Raw genomic sequence first — 19,699 nt, 5'->3', positions numbered from 1 at the left:
TCCTTCTTCCGGGGTTGCGTTGGGGGAAGTTGCGGGATGGGGGTTACGGGTTGAGGGCGCGCAGATGGTCGCGCAGCCCGGCGCCGTACGCGGTGGGTGTGCCGTCGTACGACGAGATCAGGGAGGGGCCGCTGGAGCAGTCCCAGGTGTTCCAGGTCCAGCCCAGGTAGGACAGTCCGTGGTCGTCGAGCCACTTCATGACCTGGTCGGTGAAGGAGTGCGCGCAGGTGTTCTCGCCGACCTCGCCGGCGATCAGCGGGACCTGTGCCGCGACCGGGGCGAGGGTGGAGTCCCAGCAGCTCGCCGAGGAACAGGAGTTGAAGTTGTAGACGTGGTAGGCGGCGGCGAGATTGCCGGCCGGGTCGGTGGGCTTGTAGGTCAGCCACTGGCTGAGGTCGTTGGAGTACGCCAGCCCGCCGGCCATGATGACGTTCTTGGCGCCGGCGCCCCGGACGCTGTCCACGAGGTCCTGCATGCCGGCGACCTGATAGGAGATGCCGGGGCAGGTCCCGCCGTCCCGCCAGCACTTCCAGGCGTCCGTGACACTGCTGGTGGCACGGTCCGGGTAGGGCTCGTTGAACAGGTCGAACACGGGTGCCGGGTCGTCCTTGAAGGTGCCGGCGACCGACGCCCAGAAGGACGGGCTGTACTGGGCGTCGGGCATCGGCTTCTGGCAGGTGGCGTGCACGTCGGAGCAGCCCGCCGAGTTGCCGGTGTACTGGCCGTAGGTCCAGTGCAGATCGAGGATCGGGGTCAGGCCGTGCGCCTCGACGCGGGCCACCAGGTCCTTGACGGCGGCGATGTAGTTCGCGCCGGCGTACTCGGGCTTGACGTTGGACAGGCCGAGCCAGCACTCCTCGTTGAGCGGGATGCGGACGGCGTCGGCCTTCCAGTCGGCGATCGCCTGGATGGCGGCGTCGTCGACGGGACCGTCCCAGATGCCGTAGCCCTGCACACACTTGAACTCGCCGCCGGAGCGGTTCACGCCGAGCAGCCGGTGGGGCGTGCCGCCGGCGTCCACGAGCTTGGCGCCGGAGACATGCAGGGCGGGGGCGCCGCTGCCGGTCGGGGGTGGTGGCGGTTCGCTGTCGACATTGCAGGTGGTGCCGTTGAGCTTGAACGCGGTCGGTACGGTGTTCCGGCCCGACCAGGACCCGAGGAAGCCGGCGCTGACGCTCGCTCCGGTGTCGAGCGAGCCGTTCCAGCTCTCGTTCGTGGCGGTCACGGTCGTACCGGACTGGGACCACGCGGCGTTCCAGCCCTGGGTGACCTTCTGGCCGTCGGCGAAGTCGAAGCCGAGCTTCCAGGTGCTGAGCGCGGCCTGGTTGTTGGTGATCCTGACTGATCCCTGGAAGCCGCTGTCCCACTGGCCGGTGACGGAGTAGTCCACCGTGCAGGCGGGCGCGGCGCCCTGTGCGCTGGCCACCGGGACGACGGCGCCGAGCACGAGTGCGGCGGCGCCGGCGGCGGCTAAAAGTACTGAACGCGGGGGGTGTCGCATGAGCGACTCCTCACAGCTGGACACGCCGTGACGGACGCGTCGACTGAATGGAATCGCTCCCACTGGTGCGAAGGAAGGTAGCGCCCGGCGGCCGGATTGCCTAGCAGAGGCGCTGACTTTTCCTCAACTAAAAGCGTCGAATCTTTTCGTCTCTTCGAGCGTCTTGACCGTTCACATGGCGGTCATCACTATGGGAGCGCTCCCACTGGTTCAAGCCTTGACTTCTGACCGAGCCGCAAAGCCGCAAGGAGGAACCAGCACATGGATCCCGGACGCAGACGCGCAGCCGTGCGGCGACTGTGGACCGCCGTGGCGGCCGCGTTCGCCCTGCCCCTGACGATGCTCGCCACCGGCACCCCGGCCGCGCACGCGGCGACCGTGCAGTGCAGCGTCGACTACAAGACCAACGACTGGGGCTCCGGCTTCACCGCCGACCTCACCGTCACCAACCGCGGCACCGACGCCATCGACGGCTGGACGCTCACCTATTCGTATACGGGCAACCAGAAGCTGTCCAACGGCTGGAACGGCACCTGGTCGCAGTCCGGCCAGACCGTCACCGTCAAGAACGCCTCGTACAACGCGACCATCGCCGCGGGTTCCGCCGTCAGCACCGGTGCCCAGTTCACCTACAGCGGCACCAACGCGGCGCCCACCGCGTTCGCGGTCAACGGCACCACCTGCGCCGGCGCCCACCAGCCGCCGCTCACGGTGCTGACCAGCCCCAGCGCGGGCGCGGTGTACACCCAGGGCGACGCGATCCCGCTGGCCGCGACCGCGGCGGCGGCCGACAACGCCACCATCAGCAAGGTGGAGTTCTACGACGACACCACGCTGCTCGGCACCGACACGAGCGCGCCGTACACACTCTCGGTCTCCGATTTGACCGTGGGCAGTCATTCACTGGTGGCGAAGGCGTACGACAGCCTCGGCGCGTCCGCCGAGTCGACACCGGTCGGCGTCACCGTCGCGTCCGGACCCGCCGTCGTCGCCTCCCCGTCCCAGCTGGGCGTCCAGCAGGGCAAGTCGGGCACCTTCGCGGTGAAGCTGTCGACCAAGCCGAGCGCGAACGTGACGGTGGGCGTGGCCCGCACCGCCGGCAACACCGGTCTGTCGGTCACGGGCGGGTCGTCCCTGACCTTCACCCCGGCCAACTGGGACACCGCGCAGAACGTCACCGTCACGGCGGACTCCTCCGGCACCGGCAGCGCGACCTTCACCGCCTCGGCCACGGGCTACACCAAGGCCACGGTGACGGTGACCGAGCTGGCCCCCACCAAGACGTACGACACCCGCTTCCTGGACCTCTACGGGAAGATCACCGACCCGGCGAACGGCTACTTCTCCCCGCAGGGCATCCCCTACCACTCGGTGGAGACGCTGATCGTCGAGGCGCCGGACTACGGGCACGAGACCACGTCCGAGGCCTACAGCTACCTGCTGTGGCTCCAGGCGATGTACGGCAAGGTCACCGGCGACTGGTCGAAGTTCAACGGGGCGTGGGCCCTCATGGAGAAGTACATGATCCCCACGCACGCCGACCAGCCGACCAACTCCTTCTACAACGCCTCCAAGCCGGCGACCTACGCCCCCGAGGAGGACACCCCCGACCAGTATCCGGCGAAGCTGGACACCTCCGTGTCCGTGGGCTCGGACCCGATCGCCGCCGAGCTGAAGAGCACCTACGGCACCGACGACGTCTACGGCATGCACTGGATCGAGGACGTCGACAACGTCTACGGCTACGGCGACACCCCGGGCGGCACCTGCGAGGGCGGCCCGACGGCGAGCGGCCCGTCGTATCTGAACACCTTCCAGCGCGGCCCGCAGGAGTCGGTGTGGGAGACCATCCCGCAGCCGACCTGCGACGCCTTCAAGTACGGCGGCAAGAACGGCTATCTGGACCTGTTCACCGGCGACAACTCCTACTCCAAGCAGTGGAAGTACACCGACGCCCCGGACGCCGACGCGCGTGCGGTGCAGGCGGCGTACTGGGCGGACGTGTGGGCCAAGCAGCAGGGCAAGGGCAGCGACGTGTCCGCGACGGTGGCCAAGGCCGCGAAGATGGGCGACTACCTGCGGTACGCGATGTACGACAAGTACTTCAAGAAGATCGGCAACTGTGTGGGGGCCTCGACCTGCGCGGCCGGCACCGGCAAGGACGCCTCGCACTACCTGCTGTCCTGGTACTACGCCTGGGGCGGCGCCACCGACACCAACTCGGGCTGGGCATGGCGGATCGGCTCCAGCCATGTGCACGGCGGCTACCAGAACCCCCTCGCCGCCTACGCGCTGAGCAGCTATGCCGACCTGGAGCCCAAGTCGGCCACCGGCGTTGCCGACTGGGGCAAGTCCCTCCAGCGGCAGCTGGAGTTCTACCGGTGGCTCCAGTCGTCCGAGGGCGCCATCGCGGGCGGCGCGACCAACAGCTGGCAGGGCCGGTACGCCAGCCCGCCCGCCGGTACGTCGACCTTCTACGGCATGTACTACGACTGGCAGCCGGTCTACCACGACCCGCCGTCCAACCAGTGGTTCGGCTTCCAGGCCTGGTCGATGGAGCGGGTCGCCGAGTACTACCAGCAGACCGGGAACGCCACGGCGAAGGCGATCCTCGACAAGTGGGTGAAGTGGGCGCTGTCCAAGACCACGATCAACCCGGACGGCACCTACCAGATCCCGGCGACCCTCCAGTGGTCGGGCCAGCCCGACACCTGGAACCCGTCGAGTCCCGGATCGAACAGCGGGCTCCATGTCACCGTCGCCGACTACACCAACGACGTCGGCGTGGCGGCGGCGTACGCCAAGACCCTGACGTACTACGGCGCCAAGTCCGGTGACGCGACCGCGAAGTCGACGGCGAAGGCGCTGCTGGACGGCATGTGGAACAACTACCAGGACAGCCTGGGCATCGCCGTCCCGGAGACCCGCAGCGACTACAGCCGGTTCGGTGACAGCGTGTCCGTGCCGAGCGGCTGGACCGGCACCATGCCGAACGGCGACGCGATCAACTCCTCGTCCACCTTCAGCTCGATCCGTTCCTTCTACAAGAACGACCCGGCCTGGTCGAAGATCGAGGCCTACCTCAAGGGCGGCGCCGCGCCCACCTTCACGTACCACCGGTTCTGGGCCGAGGCGGACGTCGCCATGGCCATGGGCTCGTACGCGGAGCTCCTCGAATAGTCCCCGCTGACGCTCCGCGTGCACGACCCCGTCACAGGAAGACGGGGTCACCCGGGCGGCCCCCACTCGCACAGGGGGCCGCCCGGTTCCATACCCGCGCACCTCCCTTCCCCCCACTCCCCCACTCCCCCACGGAAGGACTCCGTTCGTGCGCAGAACCCGCATCCTGACCGCCGTGCTGGCACTGGCCGCCGGCCTGCTCGCCGGCACCCCGCCCGCGCTGGCCTCGGGCCCCGCCCCACGGGCGACGCTCGCGGCGGACACGTACACCTGGCGGAACGCCCGGATCGACGGCGGCGGTTTCGTCCCCGGGATCGTCTTCAACCGCTCCGAGAAGAACCTGGTCTACGCCCGCACCGACATCGGCGGCGCCTACCGCTGGCAGCAGTCGACGAAGAGCTGGACGCCGCTGCTGGACTCGGTCGGCTGGAAGGACTGGGGACACATGGGCGTGGCCGGCCTGGCCTCCGACCCCGTGAACCCCGACAAGGTGTACGCGGCGGTGGGCACGTACACCAACGGCTGGGACCCGACGAACGGGGCGGTGCTGCGCTCCTCGGACCGGGGGGCGACCTGGCAGAAGGCGGACCTGCCGTTCAAGCTGGGCGGCAACATGCCCGGACGGGGCATGGGCGAGCGGCTCGCGATCGACCCGAACAAGGACAGCGTGCTGTATCTGGGCGCGCCGAGCGGCAAGGGCCTGTGGCGGTCCACGGACTCCGGAGCGACCTGGTCGCAGGTGACGGCTTTCCCGAACCCCGGGAACTACCAGCAGGACCCGACGGACACCACCGGTTACGCCAGTGACAACCAGGGGATCGTCTGGGTCACCTTCGACGAGTCGACCGGGACGGCGGGGAGCGCCACCAGGACCATCTATGTCGGGGTCGCCGACAAGGACAACGCGGTGTACCGCTCGACGGACGCGGGCGCCACCTGGACCCGGCTGGCCGGGCAGCCGACGGGCTACCTGCCGCACAAGGGCGTGCTGGACGCCGCGAACGGCTATCTGTACGTCGCCTACAGCGACAAGGGCGGCCCGTACGACGGCGGCAAGGGCCGGCTGTTTCGGTATGCGACGGCGACCGGGAGCTGGACGGACATCAGCCCGGTCGCGGAGTCGGACACCTCCTACGGGTTCAGCGGACTGACCGTCGACCGCCAGCACCCGTCCACCCTCATGGCCACCGCGTACAGCTCCTGGTGGCCGGACACCCAGATCTTCCGCTCCACCGACAGCGGGGCCACCTGGACCAAGGCCTGGGACTACACGTCGTACCCCACCCGCTCGAACCGGTACACCCTCGATGTGTCCTCCTCCCCCTGGCTGAGCTTCGGCGCGAACCCGTCCCCGCCCGAGCAGACGCCGAAGCTGGGCTGGATGACGGAGTCGCTGGAGATCGACCCGTTCGACTCGGACCGGATGATGTACGGCACGGGTGCGACGCTGTTCGGCACCGAGAACCTGACCCGGTGGGACAGCGGCGGCACGTTCACCGTGAAGCCCATGGTGCAGGGGCTGGAGGAGACCGCGGTGAACGACCTGGCGTCCCCGCCGTCCGGTGACGCCCGGCTGTTCAGCGCGCTCGGTGACATCGGCGGCTTCCGGCACACGGACCTGACGAAGGTGCCGTCGCTGATGTACACCTCGCCGACCTTCACCACGACCACCAGCCTGGACTTCGCGGAGAGCAACCCCGACATCGTGGTCCGCGTCGGCGATCTCGACTCCGGCCCTCACATCGCGTTCTCGACCGACAACGGCGCCAACTGGTCCGGCGGCACGGATCCTTCGGGGGTCAGCGGCGGCGGCACGGTGGCGGCGGCCGCCGACGGCAGCCGGTTCGTATGGAGCCCCGCCGGCACGGGGGTGCGGTACACGACGGGCCTCGGCTCGTCCTGGTCGGTGTCCAGCGGCATCCCGGCCGGCGCGACCGTCGAGTCGGACCGCGTCGACCCCAGGACGTTCTACGGCTTCAAGTCCGGCACGTTCTACGTCAGCACGGACGGCGGCGCGACCTTCACCACCTCGGCGGCCTCCGGTCTGCCGAGCGGTGACAGCGTGCGCTTCAAGGCGCTGCCGGGCGCCAAGGGCGATGTGTGGCTGGCGGGCGGCGCGGCGGACGGCGCGTACGGCCTGTGGCACTCCACCGACGGCGGTGCGAGCTTCACCAGGCTGCCGAACGTCGAGCAGGCCGACACCATCGGCTTCGGCAAGGCGGCGCCGGGAGCCTCGTACCGGACGCTCTTCACCAGCGCGCGGATCGGCGGTGTGCGCGGCATCTTCCGCTCCACGGACAAGGGCGCGACCTGGACGCGGATCAACGACGACGCCCACCAGTGGGGCTGGACGGGCACCGCGATCACCGGTGACCCGCGGGTGTACGGCCGCGTGTACGTGTCCACCAACGGCCGGGGGGTCATCTAGGGCGACACCTCCGACACCGGTGGCGGCGACGGCGGGGGTACGACCCCGCCGGCGTCCGGCGGCTGCGCGGTGACGTACAAGGTCACCAACCAGTGGGCGGCCGGCTTCCAGGCGGATGTGCGGGTGACCGACACCGGCCCGGACGCGTGGTCCGGCTGGACGCTGAACTGGTCCTTCGCCGACGGCCAGAAGATCACCCAGCTGTGGAACGCCGACTACACGCAGTCGGGCGCCACGGTGAGCGCGAAGAACCTGAGCTGGAACGGCACCGTGGCCGCAGGCTCCTCGGTGGCCTTCGGCTTCACCGCAAGCTGGTCGTCCGCCAACTCCAGCCCGACGTCGTTCACCCTCAACGGCCGGACCTGCACGGTGGGTTGACCCTCACGGCAAAGGCACCCCGCACCTCGTGGTGGCCTCACTCAGCCGTCGGTTTGCAGAAGGCTCGCAGGGCGAAGACCGGGTCCGGGCGGGGGTGGTCCTGGTCCGGGAGGCGGGCCAGGCGGGCCGCGAACTGCTCCGTGTCCGGCTCCCCCGGCGGCAGCAGGGTGAACCAGCCCCGGCGCAGGTCGGCGATGGTGCTGCGGGGGCTGCGGCCCTGGCCGATGCCCGGGAAGGAGGTGTGTCCGGCCGGCCGGAGCCCGTGCCGGGCGGCGTGCGCGGTGACGGCGGCGGCGGCGTCCTGGGCGGGGCGGCGCGGCCGGGAGGCGAGGACGGCGTCGATGTCGCTGCCGACGTCATGGGCGGCGGCCTTGTCGACGGTGGTGACATAGACACCGCCGGGCCGCAGCAGCCGGGCGCACTCCGCCACGACCGCGCCCACGTCGGCGCCGGACAGCAGATGCAGCAGCCAGATGCTGGTGACCACGTCGAAGGTGCCGCTGCGGAAGGGCAGCCGGCGGCTGTCGGCGCGCAGGATCGCGCCGGGCACCCGGGCCGCCGCCATCCGGGTCATCGCCGGGGCGAGATCGGTGCCGGTCACCCGCAGCCCGGGCCGGGCGGCCGCGAGCCGGCGGGTGACGATACCGGTGCCGCAGCCCGCGTCGAGGAGCCGGCCGGGCCCCTCGGGGATCAGCGAGAGCACCGCTCGGGCGGCCGCTTCGGCGCGGGCCTCGCCGCCCCGGGACGCGTCGTAGGCGTCGGCTTCCTTGTCGTAGTCCAGCACGCCCCTCAGTGTGCGCCGTGAGCCGGCGCGATGTCCTCCACCTTGCGGGCGAGACCGAAGTCCTTCGCGGTGAGGGCGCCGCCCGCGCTGTGCGTGTGCACGGTGAGCGAGACGGTGTTGTAGCCGAGGGTGAGGTCGGAGTGGTGGTTCAGCTCGTTCTGGATGCCGGCGATGTGCATGACCAGCGCCGCCGCGGCGATGTGCGAGTCGAGCCGGTAGGTGCGGGTGAGCCGGTCGCCGTCCACCGACCAGCCGGGCAGCTCGGCGAGCCGGTCCTCGATCTCCTTCTGCGACAGCGGTTCGACGGCCATGGGGCTGTCTCCCTTCCTGGCGGGCGGTCGGGGGTATGTGTTCAGCCTGCCACGCCCGCCACCCGGGTGCGCAGGCCGGGTCCGGACGGGCTCGTCCCGGCGCCCGCCGCTCGGCTAGGGTCGGCGGCATGACGACCGCCGCGTCCGCTCCCGCCCCGTCCGCCGCCGGCACCGGCAAGGGTGTGGGCCCGCTGCTGCGCGCCTGGCGCGAACGGCGCCGCGTCTCCCAGCTGGAACTGGCGCTCCGCGCGGACTCCTCGGCCCGGCACATCTCCTTCGTGGAGACCGGCCGGTCCCGGCCCAGCGAGGAGATGGTGCTGCGGCTCGCGGAGCATCTGGACGTGCCGGTGCGCGAGCGCAACGCGCTGCTGCTGGCGGCCGGTTACGCCCCGCACTATCCGGAGACGCCGCTGGACGACCCGGCGCTGGACGGGCTGCGCGACGGCATGGAACGGCTCATCCAGGGCTACGAGCCGTACCCGGCGCTGGTGGTGGACGCCACGTACACGGTCGTCGCCGCGAACCGGGGTATCGCGATGCTGCTGGAGGGCGTGCCGGAGCGGCTGATGTCCCCCGCGCCGAACGCGATGCGGCTGACCCTGCACCCCGAGGGGCTGGCGCCGCGCATCCGGAACCTGCCGGAGTGGCGCGGCCATCTGCTGGCCCAGATGGAGCGTCAGCTCGCCCTGCACCGCTCGGAGCCGCTGCGCGCCCTGTACGAGGAGGTCGCCGCCTACCCGGTGCCCGACCCGGCGCCCGGCGCCGAACCCGAGGCGCCCGTACCGTACTTCGCGCTGCCCCTGCGGATCGAGCACGACGGCCGGATCCTGTCGTTCGTCTCGTCGATCTCCACCTTCAACACCCCGATGGACGTCACGGTCGCCGAGCTGGCCATCGAGACGTTCCTGCCCGCTGACCCGGCGACGAGCAAATACCTGCACACGCTGGCCGGTTGAGGACACCGCGGCCCTCCGGGCGGCCGGCACCGGTGTGCGGAACGCGATCACATGACAGACTGCCGGGGTACGGCGGCGCATGGGGAGGGCGTGGCGTGAGCGAACGGCGGGCTGCGCCCACCGTGGGCCAGGTGGTGCTCGGCAAGCGGCTACAGGAGCTGCGGGAGGCGGCGGGGCTCGGCCGGGACGAGGCCGCCCGGGTCCTGCGGGTGGCGTCGGCGACCGTACGGCGCATGGAAATGGCCGAGGTCGCCCTGAAGATCCCCTATGTGCAGGTGCTGCTGGCCACCTACGGGGTGCCCGAGGAGGAGGCGGCCGCGTTCGTCCGGCTGGCCGAGGAGGCGAACCAGCCGGGCTGGTGGCAGCGGTTCCACGATGTGCTGCCGGACTGGTTCAGCCTGTACGTCAGCCTGGAGGGCGCCGCCCGGATCATCCGCTCCTACGAGCCGCACTTCGTGCCGGGCCTGCTCCAGACGGAGGAGTACGCGCGGGCCGTGCTGGAGGCCGGCACCATCGGGCAGTCGCGGCCGGACAGCATAGAGCGCCATGTGTCGCTGCGGATGGAGCGGCAGCGGCTGCTGGAGCGGGACGACCCGCCCCACCTGTGGGTGATCATGGACGAGACGGTGCTCCGGCGCCCGGTGAGCGCGCGCACCGAGGTGATGCGGGACCAGCTGGACCGGCTGCTGGAGTGCGCCCGGCGGGACCGGATCACGCTCCAGATAGCCGAGTTCTCCGCGGGCCCGCATCCGGGGACGTACGCGCCGTTCACCCTCTTCCGGTTCGCCGAGCCGGAGCTGCCGGACATGGTGTTCACCGAGTATCTGACCGGTGCCCTGTATCTGGACGCGCGCCGCGAGGTCGGCGCGCATCTGGAGGTGCTGGACCATATGACGGCCCGCGCCGCGTCCGCCCAGCGCACCCTGAAGCTGCTGGAGGAGTTCCGCGACGCCTGCTGAGGCCCGCCGCGCCGGACCCGTGCTGGGGGGTCAGGCGGCGCCTCCCTTGGCGTCGCGGTCCTCGTCGACGATCTCTGCGTCGACCACGCCCTCCTCGTCGGGGGCCGCGGTCTGTTCCGTGGAGGGGCCGGCGCCGGCGCTGCCCTGGGCGGCGGCGGACTCGTACATCGCCTGGCCCATCCGCTGGCTGACGGTGGCCAGTCGCTCGACGCCGGAGCGCAGGGCGGCCGTGTCGGCGTTCTGTTCCAGCAGGGTCTTCAGCGCGCCGACGGCCTCCTCGACCTCGCCGCGGGTGGCGTCGGGCACGCGGTCGTGGTTGTCGCGGAGGAACTTCTCGGTCTGGTACACGAGTTGCTCGGCCTGGTTGCGGGTCTCCGCCGTCTCGCGGCGCCGCCGGTCCTCCTCGGCGTACTGCTCCGCCTCCCGCATCATGCGGTCGATGTCGTCCTTGGGCAGGGCGGAGCCGCCGGTGACGGTCATCTTCTGTTCGCGGCCGGTGGCGAGGTCCTTGGCGGAGACGTGCATGATCCCGTTGGCGTCGATGTCGAACGCGACCTCGATCTGCGGGACGCCGCGCGGGGCGGGCGGCAGCCCGGTGAGGTCGAAGACGCCGAGCTTCTTGTTGTAGGCGGCGATCTCGCGTTCGCCCTGGTAGACCTGGATGCCGACGGAGGGCTGGTTGTCCTCGGCGGTGGTGAAGATCTCCGAGCGGCGGGTGGGGATCGTGGTGTTGCGCTCGATCAGCTTGGTCATGATGCCGCCCTTGGTCTCGATGCCCAGGGACAGCGGGGTGACGTCCAGCAGCAGGACGTCCTTGACGTCGCCGCGCAGGACGCCCGCCTGGAGAGCGGCGCCGACGGCGACGACCTCGTCGGGGTTGACGCCCTTGTGCGGGTCCTTGCCGGTGAGGTCGCGGACCAGGTCGGTGACGGCGGGCATCCGGGTGGAGCCGCCGACCAGGATGACGTGGTCGATCGCGGACAGCTGCACCCCGGCGTCCCGGACCGCCTGGTGGAAGGGGGTCGTGCAGCGCTCCAGCAGGTCGGCGGTCAGCTCCTGGAACTGGGCGCGGGTGAGCTTCTCGTCCAGGTGCAGCGGGCCCTCGGCGGACGCGGTGATGTAGGGCAGGTTGATCGAGGTCTCGGTGGAGGAGGACAGCTCGATCTTGGCCTTCTCGGCGGCCTCCCGGAGCCGCTGCACCGCCATCTTGTCGGCGGCGAGATCGATGCCGTACTGCCCCTTGAACCGCTGCACCAGGTGCTCGACGATCCGCTGGTCCCAGTCGTCGCCGCCCAGGTGGGTGTCGCCGTTGGTGGCCTTGACCTCGATGACGCCCTCGCCGATCTCCAGCAGCGACACGTCGAAGGTGCCGCCGCCCAGGTCGAAGACGAGGACGGTCTGCTCCTCGCCGCGGTCCAGGCCGTAGGCGAGGGCGGCGGCGGTCGGCTCGTTGATGATCCGCAGCACCTTCAGGCCCGCGATCTCGCCGGCCTCCTTGGTCGCCTGCCGCTGGGTGTCGTCGAAGTACGCCGGTACGGTGATCACCGCGTCCGTGACGTCCTCGCCGAGGTAGGCCTCCGCGTCCCGCTTCAGCTTCTGCAACACCCGCGCGGACAGCTCCTGGGCGCGGAACCGGGTGCCGTCCACCGAGCCCTGCTCGGGGAAGCGCCAGGCCGCGTCGCCCATGTGCCGTTTCACCGAGCGGGCGGTTCGCTCCACGTTGGTCACGGCCTGCCGCTTGGCGACCTCGCCGACCAGTACCTCGCCGTTCTTCGCGAACGCCACCACGGAGGGGGTGGTGCGCGCGCCCTCGGCGTTGGCGACGACCGTGGGCTCGCCGCCCTCCAGGACGGCCACCACCGAGTTCGTCGTCCCGAGATCGATTCCGACCGCTCGTGCCATGATCCGTCCCCTTCCACCCGGGCGCACCTCCAGCACAGGACGTGCGTACGGCCCTGTCAATGCACGGGTGCCCAGGAACGGCGATGCCGCGCCCCCCGGCGGGGACGCGGCATCCGGCGGCGCGCGGGCGTCAGGCCAGCTCGGCCGTCAGGGTGATGGTCGTACCGGCCAGGGCCTGGCTGACCGGGCAGTTCTTCTTGGCGTCCTCGGCGGCCGAGGCGAAGCCCTCCGCGTCGAGGCCGGGCACCTGGCCGCGCACGGTGAGGTGGATGCCGGTGATGCCCTCGCCGGGCTGGAAGGTGACGTCGGCCTTGGTCTCCAGCCGGGTGGGCGGGGTGCCGGCACCGGTCAGGCCGTGCGAGAGGGCCATGGAGAAGCAGCTGGAGTGGGCGGCGGCGATCAGCTCCTCGGGGCTGGTCTTGCCGTTCGCCTGCTCGGCGCGCGAGGGCCACGACACCGGCTGCGAGCCGATGCCGGAGGAGTCGAAGGTGACGACGCCGTTCCCCTCGAGCAGGTTGCCTTCCCATTCGGTGTGCGCGGTGCGCGTGGTGGCCACGTTGGTTCCTTTCAGGTGAAGTCGCGTTGTGCGGGTCTTCCGTGCCCTATCCGATCACATCCGGGCTCCGCGCAGGCCGAAGACCGGCACTCCGCGCGGTGAACGGCGCGCGAAGCGGCCCGGCTTCAGGCGGCCCGTTCCTCCTCGGCGGCCGTGCCGAGCGGGACCTGGGGGCCGTTCAGCTCGGCCAGCCAGCGGCGCAGGATGCGGTGCACCGCCTCGGCGCCGACCGGTTCCGCCCCGTCGTCGGCCGGTGCGGACAGCGTCAGCGGGGACAGCAGGAACGGCCGGGACTGGGCGCCGCCGAGCCCGCCGTGGGAGCCGATCTGCTCCTCGAAGGCGAGGACTTCGCCGTCGGCGGGGTCGTAGACGGAGTTGACCATGATGTCGGCGGTGTGCGGGAAGGTGTGGGCGCGGCGGACGGCGTCGGCCGCGCCGGGGCCGAAGCGGGCCAGCGGGCCGGGGTCGGTGTCGAGGTCGGCCAGCGGGATCTCGACGCCGTGCGCGCCGAGCACCAGGCCGTCGTGCTCGGCGCTGCGCACCAGCAGGAAGCCGATGCCCGGGTGGTCGGCGAGGGTGCCGAGCAGCGCGGGATGGCGGGCGTCGATCTCCTCCTTGGTCATGCGGTGGGGCACGTCCGGGAAGGCGACCAGTCCGAGGTTGCCGGAGGCGAGCACGATCGGCTCGGTGCCGCGGGCGGGCCGGTGCTGCTCGCTGTGCTCCTCCACCGGCCGGCCCAGGGCGGCCCGGACGGCGGCCCGGGCCTCGGCGCCGCTGTGCGTGCGTTCCGCCCGGCGCGGTACGGGCAGTCCGCAGCCGGCCCGGACGAGGTCGCCGAGGGTGAGGCCGTAGCGGGAGCGAAAGGTTTCGCCGGGGCTCTGCCCGTGGTCGGAGAGGACCACGATCCGGTAGGGGCGCGGGGCGTGTTCGGCGGCCCGTTCGAGGAGGGCGAGGGACCGGTCGAGGCGCTGGAGGACCTTCTCGGCGTCGCGGCTGTGCGGGCCTGAGTGGTGGGCCACCTCGTCGTAGGCGACGAGGTCGGCGTAGACGGCGGTACGGCCGGCGAGCATGTCGCCCATCACCGCGGCGACGACGACATCGCGTTCCACGACGGTGGCGAAGGCGCGGATCAGGGGGTAGAGGCCGCCGCGGCTCACCCGTGGGCGCTGCCGGCAGAGGCGGGCGCGGACGGACTGGCCGATCTCCCGGGCCACCTCGGCGGCGAAGGACAGGGCGGTGCGGACGGCGTTGGCCGGGTCGGAGAAGTAGGCGAAGTAGCCGGCGCGGGAACGGTTCTCCCGGCCTCGGCGGCGGACCGCGATGGACAGCACGAGGGCCTGTTCGCCGGCGCCGCCGCTGAACAGGTTGCCGCGGCTGGCGCCGTCGACGGCGAGCAGTCCGCCGTCGCCGGTGCGCAGCACGGCACGGCGCTGCAACTCGATGGCGCTCGCGGGCCGGTTGCACACCATCACCTCGCCCCGGTCCTTCTCGTACCAGCGGAAGGCCGGCACGTCGAAGGTGCTGCCGTGCAGGATGCCGAGCTGGCTGGCGCCGGTCTGGCTGGACCAGTCGGTGCGCCAGGGGGTGAGGCGGTGCGTCGGCGGGGTGCGGTCCGCGGCCGCCCGCGCACCGTCCCCGGTGTCCGGCTGCTCCGCCGCCAGCCAGCGGGCGACCGTGGGCATCAGCCCCCTGCGGACGGCCCCGGTGAGGACGTCGTGACCGACCCCGTCGAGCTGGACGACGAGCAGGCCGGGCGTCGCGGGGCAGCCCGGGCCCGGTCTGCGGCGGCGGGCGGCGAGGCGGTGCAGCCGGCGCCGGTAGGCCTCGTCGTCCCGGACGGCGAGGGCGGCGCCGGTGGCCGAGGCGACGGCGGACATCACGGCGGCCACGATGACGGCGGTCTCCGGGGCGGCCGCGCCCCGGCCGGAGGGGTTGATGCGCAGGGCGAGCAGCAGCAGGGAGCCGTTGAGGAAGAAGACCAGCAGGCCGAGGACGAGGGCGGGGACGAGCAGCAGCAGCCGCACCAGCAGCGGCCACACCACGGCCGAGAGGACGCCGAAGGCCCCCGCGCCGCAGGCGGCCGTGACGGCGATGCGGGTGGCGCTGTCACCGTCGGCGGACTGGAGCTGGAAGTCGGGCAGGGCCGCGGCGAGGACCAGCATGGTGAGGGTGGACACCGCCCATACGGCGACACTGCGCCCGACCTGGCCGACGACCCGCCGCCATCGCACACCCCGCACGCCCCGCACCCCTCACATCCCGGCCCCGCTCGACCGATCCGGGGCCGCCCCCACCTTGTCACACGGCCGGAACCGCGGGCCGGGCCCCCGGGTCAGCGTCCGTCGTACCCGGCCGTCGGCATGGACAGGCGGCGGTGCACCCGCGCCTTCATCTGGGCGTCGTACGACGGTTCGGCCCGCCCCACCGTCTCCACGCGCACCCCGCGCCGTGCGCACTCGGCGGTGAACGCCTCCACCGAGGACAGGGCCCGCTCCAGCACCCGCAGGCTGGGCGCGACGAACACGTCCACCCCGGGCCGCACCCCTTCCCACAGTGCGCAATGGTCGTAACGCAGCCCGCCGAGGAGAAGTTCCCGGGCGACGACATAGCCGTGTTCGGCCGCCCAGCGGGCGCACATCGCGTGCTGGCTGCGGGAGTCCACCAGGAAGGGGTCGGCCTCCAGCTGCTCCAGCGGGGTGAGGCTGGCGATGGTGGTGATCCGTACCGGCGTGCGCACGCCGAAGGCACCCCGTGGCTGTCCCATGGCGTCCCCCTCACCTCCGGGTTTCGCCGCCGACCCTACTCCTGCCCGTAGGCTTCGGGGAGTCGCGCGAAGGGGGCGAAGAGGGTGCCGGTGGAGATCACCTGGTGGGGCCATGCCACCTGCACGGTGGAGGACGCGAACACACGGGTGCTCACCGATCCGCTGTTCGCCCGCCGGCTGGCGCATCTGCGCCGCCGCCGCGGTGCCGTGCCGCCCGCCGAGGCCCGCCGCGCGGACCTGGTGCTCGTCTCCCATCTGCACGCCGACCATCTGCATCTGCCGTCGCTGGCGGCGCTGGCCCCGGGCACGCGCCTGCTTGTGCCCCGGGGCGCACCACGGGCGGTCCCGGGCCTGCGCCGGCTGCGGCACCTGCGCCTGACCGAGGTGGTCCCCGGGGACGAGGTGCGGGCCGGCGGGGTGTCGGTGCGGGTGGTGCCGGCCCTGCACGACGGGCGGCGGCTGCCGGTGGGCCCGCGCCGCTCCCCCGCGCTCGGTTACGTGGTGACGGGCGAGGCCCGGACCTACTTCGCCGGGGACACCGGGCTGTTCGACGCGATGGCCGAGCGGGTCGGGCCGGTGGACGTGGCGCTGCTGCCGGTGGGCGGCTGGGGGCCGTATCTCGGCGAGGGGCATCTGGACCCGGGGCGGGCGGCGCGGGCGCTGGCCCGGCTGGCGCCGCGGGCCGCGGTGCCGGTGCACTACGGGACGTACTGGCCCCTCGGCATGGACGCGGTCCGGCCGCACGAGTTCCATGCGCCGGGTGACGAGTTCGTGCGGCTGGCGGCGGTGGCCGCGCCGTCGGTGGCGGTGCACCGGCTCGGGCACGGGGAGAGCATACGGCTGGAGGCCGCCCGGTGAGCTGGCTGTCCGCGATAGCCCTGGCCGCGGGTGAGGCCCGGCCGGTGCCGCCGGAGTCGACGCCACAGGCGCTCGGCTATCCGTCGTTGTTCCTGCTGGTGCTGATCGGCGCGCTGGTGCCGGTGGTGCCGACGGGGGCGCTGGTGAGTTCGGCGGCGGTGGTGGCGTTCCATCAGACGGCGCCGTTCTCGCTGGCGTTGGTCTTCGTGACGGCGTCGCTGGCCGCCTTCCTGGGCGATGCGGCGCTGTACTGGCTGGGGCGGCGGGGGCTGCGGTCGAGGAACGGTTCGCGGTGGCTGGAGGCGATCCGGTCGCGGGCGCCGGAGGAGCGGCTGGAGCAGGCGCGGACCAGGCTGGCCGAGCACGGGGTCGCGGTGCTGGTGCTGTCCCGGCTGGTGCCCGCCGGGCGGGTGCCGGTGATGCTGGCCTGTCTGCTGGCGGAGTGGCCGTTGCGGCGGTTCTCCCGGGGCAACGCGGTCGCCTGTCTGGCGTGGGCGGCCACCTATCAGGTGATCGGGATTCTGGGCGGTTCGCTGTTCCCGGAGCCCTGGGAGGGCGTGCTGGTGGCGGTGGGGCTGACCGTGCTGTTCAGCGCGGCGCCGGGGGTGGTGCGGCGGTTGCGGTAGTGCTCACTCGAGCACCCCGGAGGCCCCCACCGGCAGATCCCACAGGTTCTCCCGGTCGAGTCCGGCCTTCTCCCAGGCCGTGCGCACCCTGGTGAGGGGTTCCAGGACCGGCTCGGCCGAGAGGATGAAGGTGCCCCAGTGCATGGGGGCCATCCGGCGGGCGCCCAGGTCGAGGGTGGCCCGGACCGCCTCCTCCGGGTCGCAGTGGACGTCGCTGAGCCACCACCGGGGGTCGTAGGCGCCGATGGGCATCAGGGCGAGGTCGATGCCGGGGTAGCGGCGGCCGATGCGGGAGAACCAGTGGCCGTATCCGGTGTCGCCGGCGAAGTAGAGGCGCTGTCCCTCCGCCGAGGTGAGCACCCAGCCGCCCCACAGGCTGTGGCAGGTGTCGGTCAGGGTGCGCTTGGACCAGTGGTGGGCGGGGACGAAGTCGAAGCGGACCCCGGACAGTTCGGCCCCCTCCCACCAGTCCAGCTCGGTGACGCAGTCGAACCGGCGGCGCAGGAACCAGCGGCCGAGGCCGGCCGGGACGAACACGGGGGTGTCGCGCGGGAGCCGGCGCAGGGTGGGGGCGTCCAGGTGGTCGTAGTGGTTGTGGCTGATGACCACGGCGTCGACCCGGGGCAGGGTCTCCCAGGGCACGCCCACCGGGGTGATACGGGCGGGGGTGCCGAGGATCCGACGGGACCAGACGGGGTCGGTGAGCACGGTGAGCCCGCCGATGCGCACGATCCAGCTGGCGTGTCCGGCCCAGGTGACGGCGAGGCCGCGGGTGCCGACGCGGGGCAGCGCGGCGGGGGCGTACGGCAGCCGGGAGATGTCGGCGAGGCCGTCGGGGCGGGGGCGTACGGCGCCTTCGCGGGCGAACCGGGCCAGGGCCTTCAGGCCGGGCAGGGGGGCGGTGAGCCGGTCGTGGAACGTGCGGGGCCACACACGGTGTTCGCCGAGCGGGCGGGGTTCGGCCAGCGGGGGGAAGGGGGCCGCCAGGGGAGCCGGCGCGCCGGGCTGGTCGGCGGTGGGGGCCGTCCGGGCCGGTCCGGGCTCTTGCGTCTGCTGCGTCATCGAGGAGGCTCCCATCGCTGAGCGTCGTCGCGGAGATCGTCGAAGACAGACCTCAAGGAGATCAATGCCCGGTGCACATGTGGCAGTTCCAACGGCTCGGGTGACGTGAGGCATTCCGCGCGTTCCTCGTCCGTGCCGCCCAGCAGGGGCCCGGTGGCGAGGCGTACGCGCAGCGCGCCGAGGTCGTCGCCGAAGCGGTGGCCGCCGGGCGCGGGCATGCCCAGCCGGGCGGTGAGGAGGTCCTCCAGCTCCTGTGCGTCGCCGACGCCGCGGTCCGCGAGCACCTCGCGCAGCGGGCCGAGGTCGGCGTAGAGGTGGCGCCCGGCCTGCGGCGGCCGGGCGAGCGCTCCGCCGGCGACCACCGCGGCGTGCGCGGCGGCGGCCACGCGCGCGTGCAGCCGTACCGTGGCCTCGCGGCGGGCGAAGAGGGGTTCGGGTTCGTCGAGGGCGTAGCCGGCGACCGCGGAGAGCGGGGCGGCGATCCGTGCGCCGAGCGCGGTGAGGATGTCGAGCACGCGCGCGTGGAGGCGCCGTCCGGCGTCGGTGGCAGGGAAGCGGGCCACGGCGGCGGGCCAGCCGGGCGGCAGCAGGGCGCCGGCCAGGTCGGTGACGACGGTGACCCGGTCGGGCCGCATCTCGGCGGGGCTGAGCAGCACGGTCTCGTGCGGGGCGTGCACGGTGTCCCGCCAGGTCTCGTCGCTGACCAGGTACAGGCCCTCGTCCGCGGCGGCCTCGACGGTCTCGTGCAGCAGTTCGGGCGGGGCGACGGTGGCGGTGGGGTCGTCGGCGACGGACAGCACCAGCAGCCGCGGGTCACCGCCCTCGGCACGGACCCGGCGGACGGTCTCCAGCAGGGCGTACGGGTCGGGGACGCCGCCGCTCTCGGCGGGCGTGGGCACATGGAAGACGGGCCGGCCGAGGAGCCTGGCGTAGGGAGCCCACCAGGCGGCGCAGGGGCGGGGCACGAGGACGTCGGCGCCGTCGCCGGCGAGTGCGGCGGTCAGCGCGAGCAGCAGCGCCGGGGCGCCGGGGCCGGCGGCCACCTGGTCGGGGATGCTGGGCAGGCCGCGCCGGGTCCAGTAGCCGCAGGCCGCCTCCAGGAGGGCGGGGGCGCCGCCGACGGGCTGGGCGTCGGTGCGGTGCGCGGCCGCGGCGAGGACGGCCGAGAGTTCGGGGAGCACGGGGAGGCCGTCGCCGGGCAGGGGTGGGCCGTAGCGGACGGGTCCGTGGTCCTCGGGGTCCGTCCGCCGCATGTCCGCCTCCGCGCAGTCCGTGTGCCTCTACCGTCTACCGCCTACCGTTCGGTGTATTCCGTGTTCCGCGTAGTGCGTTGCGTGTTCCGTGTTCCGCGGCCCGTGTCCTGCGGTCGGCGTGATGCGGTTTTCCGTGGGCGGTCCGGCGTGTGCCGCGGGGCGTGTCCCGTGGTCCGCCGGG

Annotated in this window: 14 protein-coding genes and 1 pseudogene; 6 read left to right on the top strand and 9 right to left on the bottom strand. The window is 72.5% G+C overall.

The window, feature by feature from the left end; genetic code table 11:
* Nucleotides 1–43 precede the first annotated feature (43 nt).
* Nucleotides 44–1,501, bottom strand: a complete 1,458-nt coding sequence (locus tag ACWCV9_RS12915) for a cellulose binding domain-containing protein (RefSeq protein WP_450786112.1) — start codon at nt 1,499–1,501, stop codon at nt 44–46.
* Nucleotides 1,502–1,762: 261 nt separating this feature from the next.
* On the opposite strand from ACWCV9_RS12915, the gene ACWCV9_RS12910 reads away from it, so the two are divergent.
* Nucleotides 1,763–4,681 carry a glycoside hydrolase family 48 protein gene (locus ACWCV9_RS12910; RefSeq protein ID WP_450786110.1) on the top strand — a complete coding sequence of 973 codons (2,919 nt, stop codon included), beginning with the start codon at nt 1,763–1,765 and terminating at the stop codon, nt 4,679–4,681.
* A 148-nt stretch (nt 4,682–4,829) separates the two neighbouring features.
* Nucleotides 4,830–7,487: pseudogene (locus ACWCV9_RS12905) on the top strand (cellulose binding domain-containing protein).
* Between the two features lie 37 nt (nt 7,488–7,524).
* On the opposite strand, the gene ACWCV9_RS12900 reads toward ACWCV9_RS12905, so the two are convergent.
* Nucleotides 7,525–8,271, bottom strand: coding sequence for a class I SAM-dependent methyltransferase (locus ACWCV9_RS12900; RefSeq protein ID WP_450786109.1), 747 nt, complete (start codon nt 8,269–8,271; stop codon nt 7,525–7,527).
* Nucleotides 8,272–8,276: 5 nt separating this feature from the next.
* Nucleotides 8,277–8,582 carry a 4a-hydroxytetrahydrobiopterin dehydratase gene (locus tag ACWCV9_RS12895; protein ID WP_450786108.1) on the bottom strand — a complete coding sequence of 102 codons (306 nt, stop codon included), beginning with the start codon at nt 8,580–8,582 and terminating at the stop codon, nt 8,277–8,279.
* Nucleotides 8,583–8,710: 128 nt separating this feature from the next.
* Here ACWCV9_RS12895 and ACWCV9_RS12890 point away from each other — a divergent pair, with 128 nt between their 5' ends.
* Both ACWCV9_RS12890 and ACWCV9_RS12885 read left to right on the top strand, forming a co-directional pair.
* Nucleotides 8,711–9,538 (top strand): helix-turn-helix domain-containing protein, encoded by an 828-nt coding sequence (locus ACWCV9_RS12890; protein ID WP_450786107.1) that lies wholly within the window; start codon nt 8,711–8,713, stop codon nt 9,536–9,538.
* A gap of 95 nt (nt 9,539–9,633) precedes the next feature.
* Nucleotides 9,634–10,497, top strand: coding sequence for a helix-turn-helix domain-containing protein (locus tag ACWCV9_RS12885; protein ID WP_450786105.1), 864 nt, complete (start codon nt 9,634–9,636; stop codon nt 10,495–10,497).
* A gap of 30 nt (nt 10,498–10,527) precedes the next feature.
* Here the strand turns inward: ACWCV9_RS12885 and dnaK are convergent, their stop codons facing one another.
* From dnaK to ACWCV9_RS12865, 4 genes are all read right to left on the bottom strand, one after another.
* The gene (dnaK, locus tag ACWCV9_RS12880; protein WP_450786103.1) at nt 10,528–12,399 is read right to left on the bottom strand and encodes a molecular chaperone DnaK; all 1,872 of its coding nucleotides are present in this window, start codon (nt 12,397–12,399) and stop codon (nt 10,528–10,530) included.
* Nucleotides 12,400–12,529: 130 nt separating this feature from the next.
* Nucleotides 12,530–12,955 (bottom strand): OsmC family protein, encoded by a 426-nt coding sequence (locus ACWCV9_RS12875; RefSeq protein ID WP_450786102.1) that lies wholly within the window; start codon nt 12,953–12,955, stop codon nt 12,530–12,532.
* A gap of 125 nt (nt 12,956–13,080) precedes the next feature.
* Entirely contained in the window at nt 13,081–15,195 is a 2,115-nt protein-coding gene (locus ACWCV9_RS12870) for a phage holin family protein (RefSeq protein WP_450786100.1), read from the bottom strand.
* A gap of 92 nt (nt 15,196–15,287) precedes the next feature.
* On the bottom strand, nt 15,288–15,719 hold the full coding sequence (locus ACWCV9_RS12865) for a hypothetical protein (RefSeq protein ID WP_385842890.1): 432 nt from the start codon (nt 15,717–15,719) through the stop codon (nt 15,288–15,290).
* 84 nt (nt 15,720–15,803) lie between these two features.
* On the opposite strand from ACWCV9_RS12865, the gene ACWCV9_RS12860 reads away from it, so the two are divergent.
* Together ACWCV9_RS12860 and ACWCV9_RS12855 are read left to right on the top strand one after the other, a co-directional pair.
* Nucleotides 15,804–16,577, top strand: coding sequence for an MBL fold metallo-hydrolase (locus tag ACWCV9_RS12860; RefSeq protein WP_450786098.1), 774 nt, complete (start codon nt 15,804–15,806; stop codon nt 16,575–16,577).
* A gap of 5 nt (nt 16,578–16,582) precedes the next feature.
* Nucleotides 16,583–17,203 (top strand): DedA family protein, encoded by a 621-nt coding sequence (locus tag ACWCV9_RS12855; protein WP_450786254.1) that lies wholly within the window; start codon nt 16,583–16,585, stop codon nt 17,201–17,203.
* 3 nt (nt 17,204–17,206) lie between these two features.
* Here ACWCV9_RS12855 and ACWCV9_RS12850 read toward each other — a convergent pair whose 3' ends face one another.
* Both ACWCV9_RS12850 and ACWCV9_RS12845 read right to left on the bottom strand, forming a co-directional pair.
* A complete protein-coding gene (locus ACWCV9_RS12850) occupies nt 17,207–18,265 on the bottom strand; it encodes an MBL fold metallo-hydrolase (protein WP_450786096.1) in 1,059 nt (352 codons plus the stop codon).
* Nucleotides 18,262–19,518 (bottom strand): aminotransferase class I/II-fold pyridoxal phosphate-dependent enzyme, encoded by a 1,257-nt coding sequence (locus ACWCV9_RS12845; RefSeq protein ID WP_450786095.1) that lies wholly within the window; start codon nt 19,516–19,518, stop codon nt 18,262–18,264. The genes ACWCV9_RS12850 and ACWCV9_RS12845 overlap by 4 nt, the downstream gene beginning before the upstream one ends.
* Nucleotides 19,519–19,699: the final 181 nt, after the last annotated feature.

The sequence above is a fragment of the Streptomyces sp. NPDC001606 genome, from assembly GCF_053596835.1.
Note: the sequence above shows the minus strand (reverse complement) of the source record. Positions and strands in the feature narration are given on the sequence as shown.

Coding starts and splice junctions, on each gene's coding strand:
- ACWCV9_RS12915 (WP_450786112.1), bottom strand. CDS start 1,501: ATGCGACACCCCCCGCGTTCAGTACTTTTAGCCGCCGCCGGCGCCGCC.
- ACWCV9_RS12910 (WP_450786110.1), top strand. CDS start 1,763: ATGGATCCCGGACGCAGACGCGCAGCCGTGCGGCGACTGTGGACCGCC.
- ACWCV9_RS12895 (WP_450786108.1), bottom strand. CDS start 8,582: ATGGCCGTCGAACCGCTGTCGCAGAAGGAGATCGAGGACCGGCTCGCC.
- ACWCV9_RS12890 (WP_450786107.1), top strand. CDS start 8,711: ATGACGACCGCCGCGTCCGCTCCCGCCCCGTCCGCCGCCGGCACCGGC.
- dnaK (WP_450786103.1), bottom strand. CDS start 12,399: ATGGCACGAGCGGTCGGAATCGATCTCGGGACGACGAACTCGGTGGTG.
- ACWCV9_RS12865 (WP_385842890.1), bottom strand. CDS start 15,719: ATGGGACAGCCACGGGGTGCCTTCGGCGTGCGCACGCCGGTACGGATC.
- ACWCV9_RS12850 (WP_450786096.1), bottom strand. CDS start 18,265: ATGACGCAGCAGACGCAAGAGCCCGGACCGGCCCGGACGGCCCCCACC.
- ACWCV9_RS12845 (WP_450786095.1), bottom strand. CDS start 19,518: ATGCGGCGGACGGACCCCGAGGACCACGGACCCGTCCGCTACGGCCCA.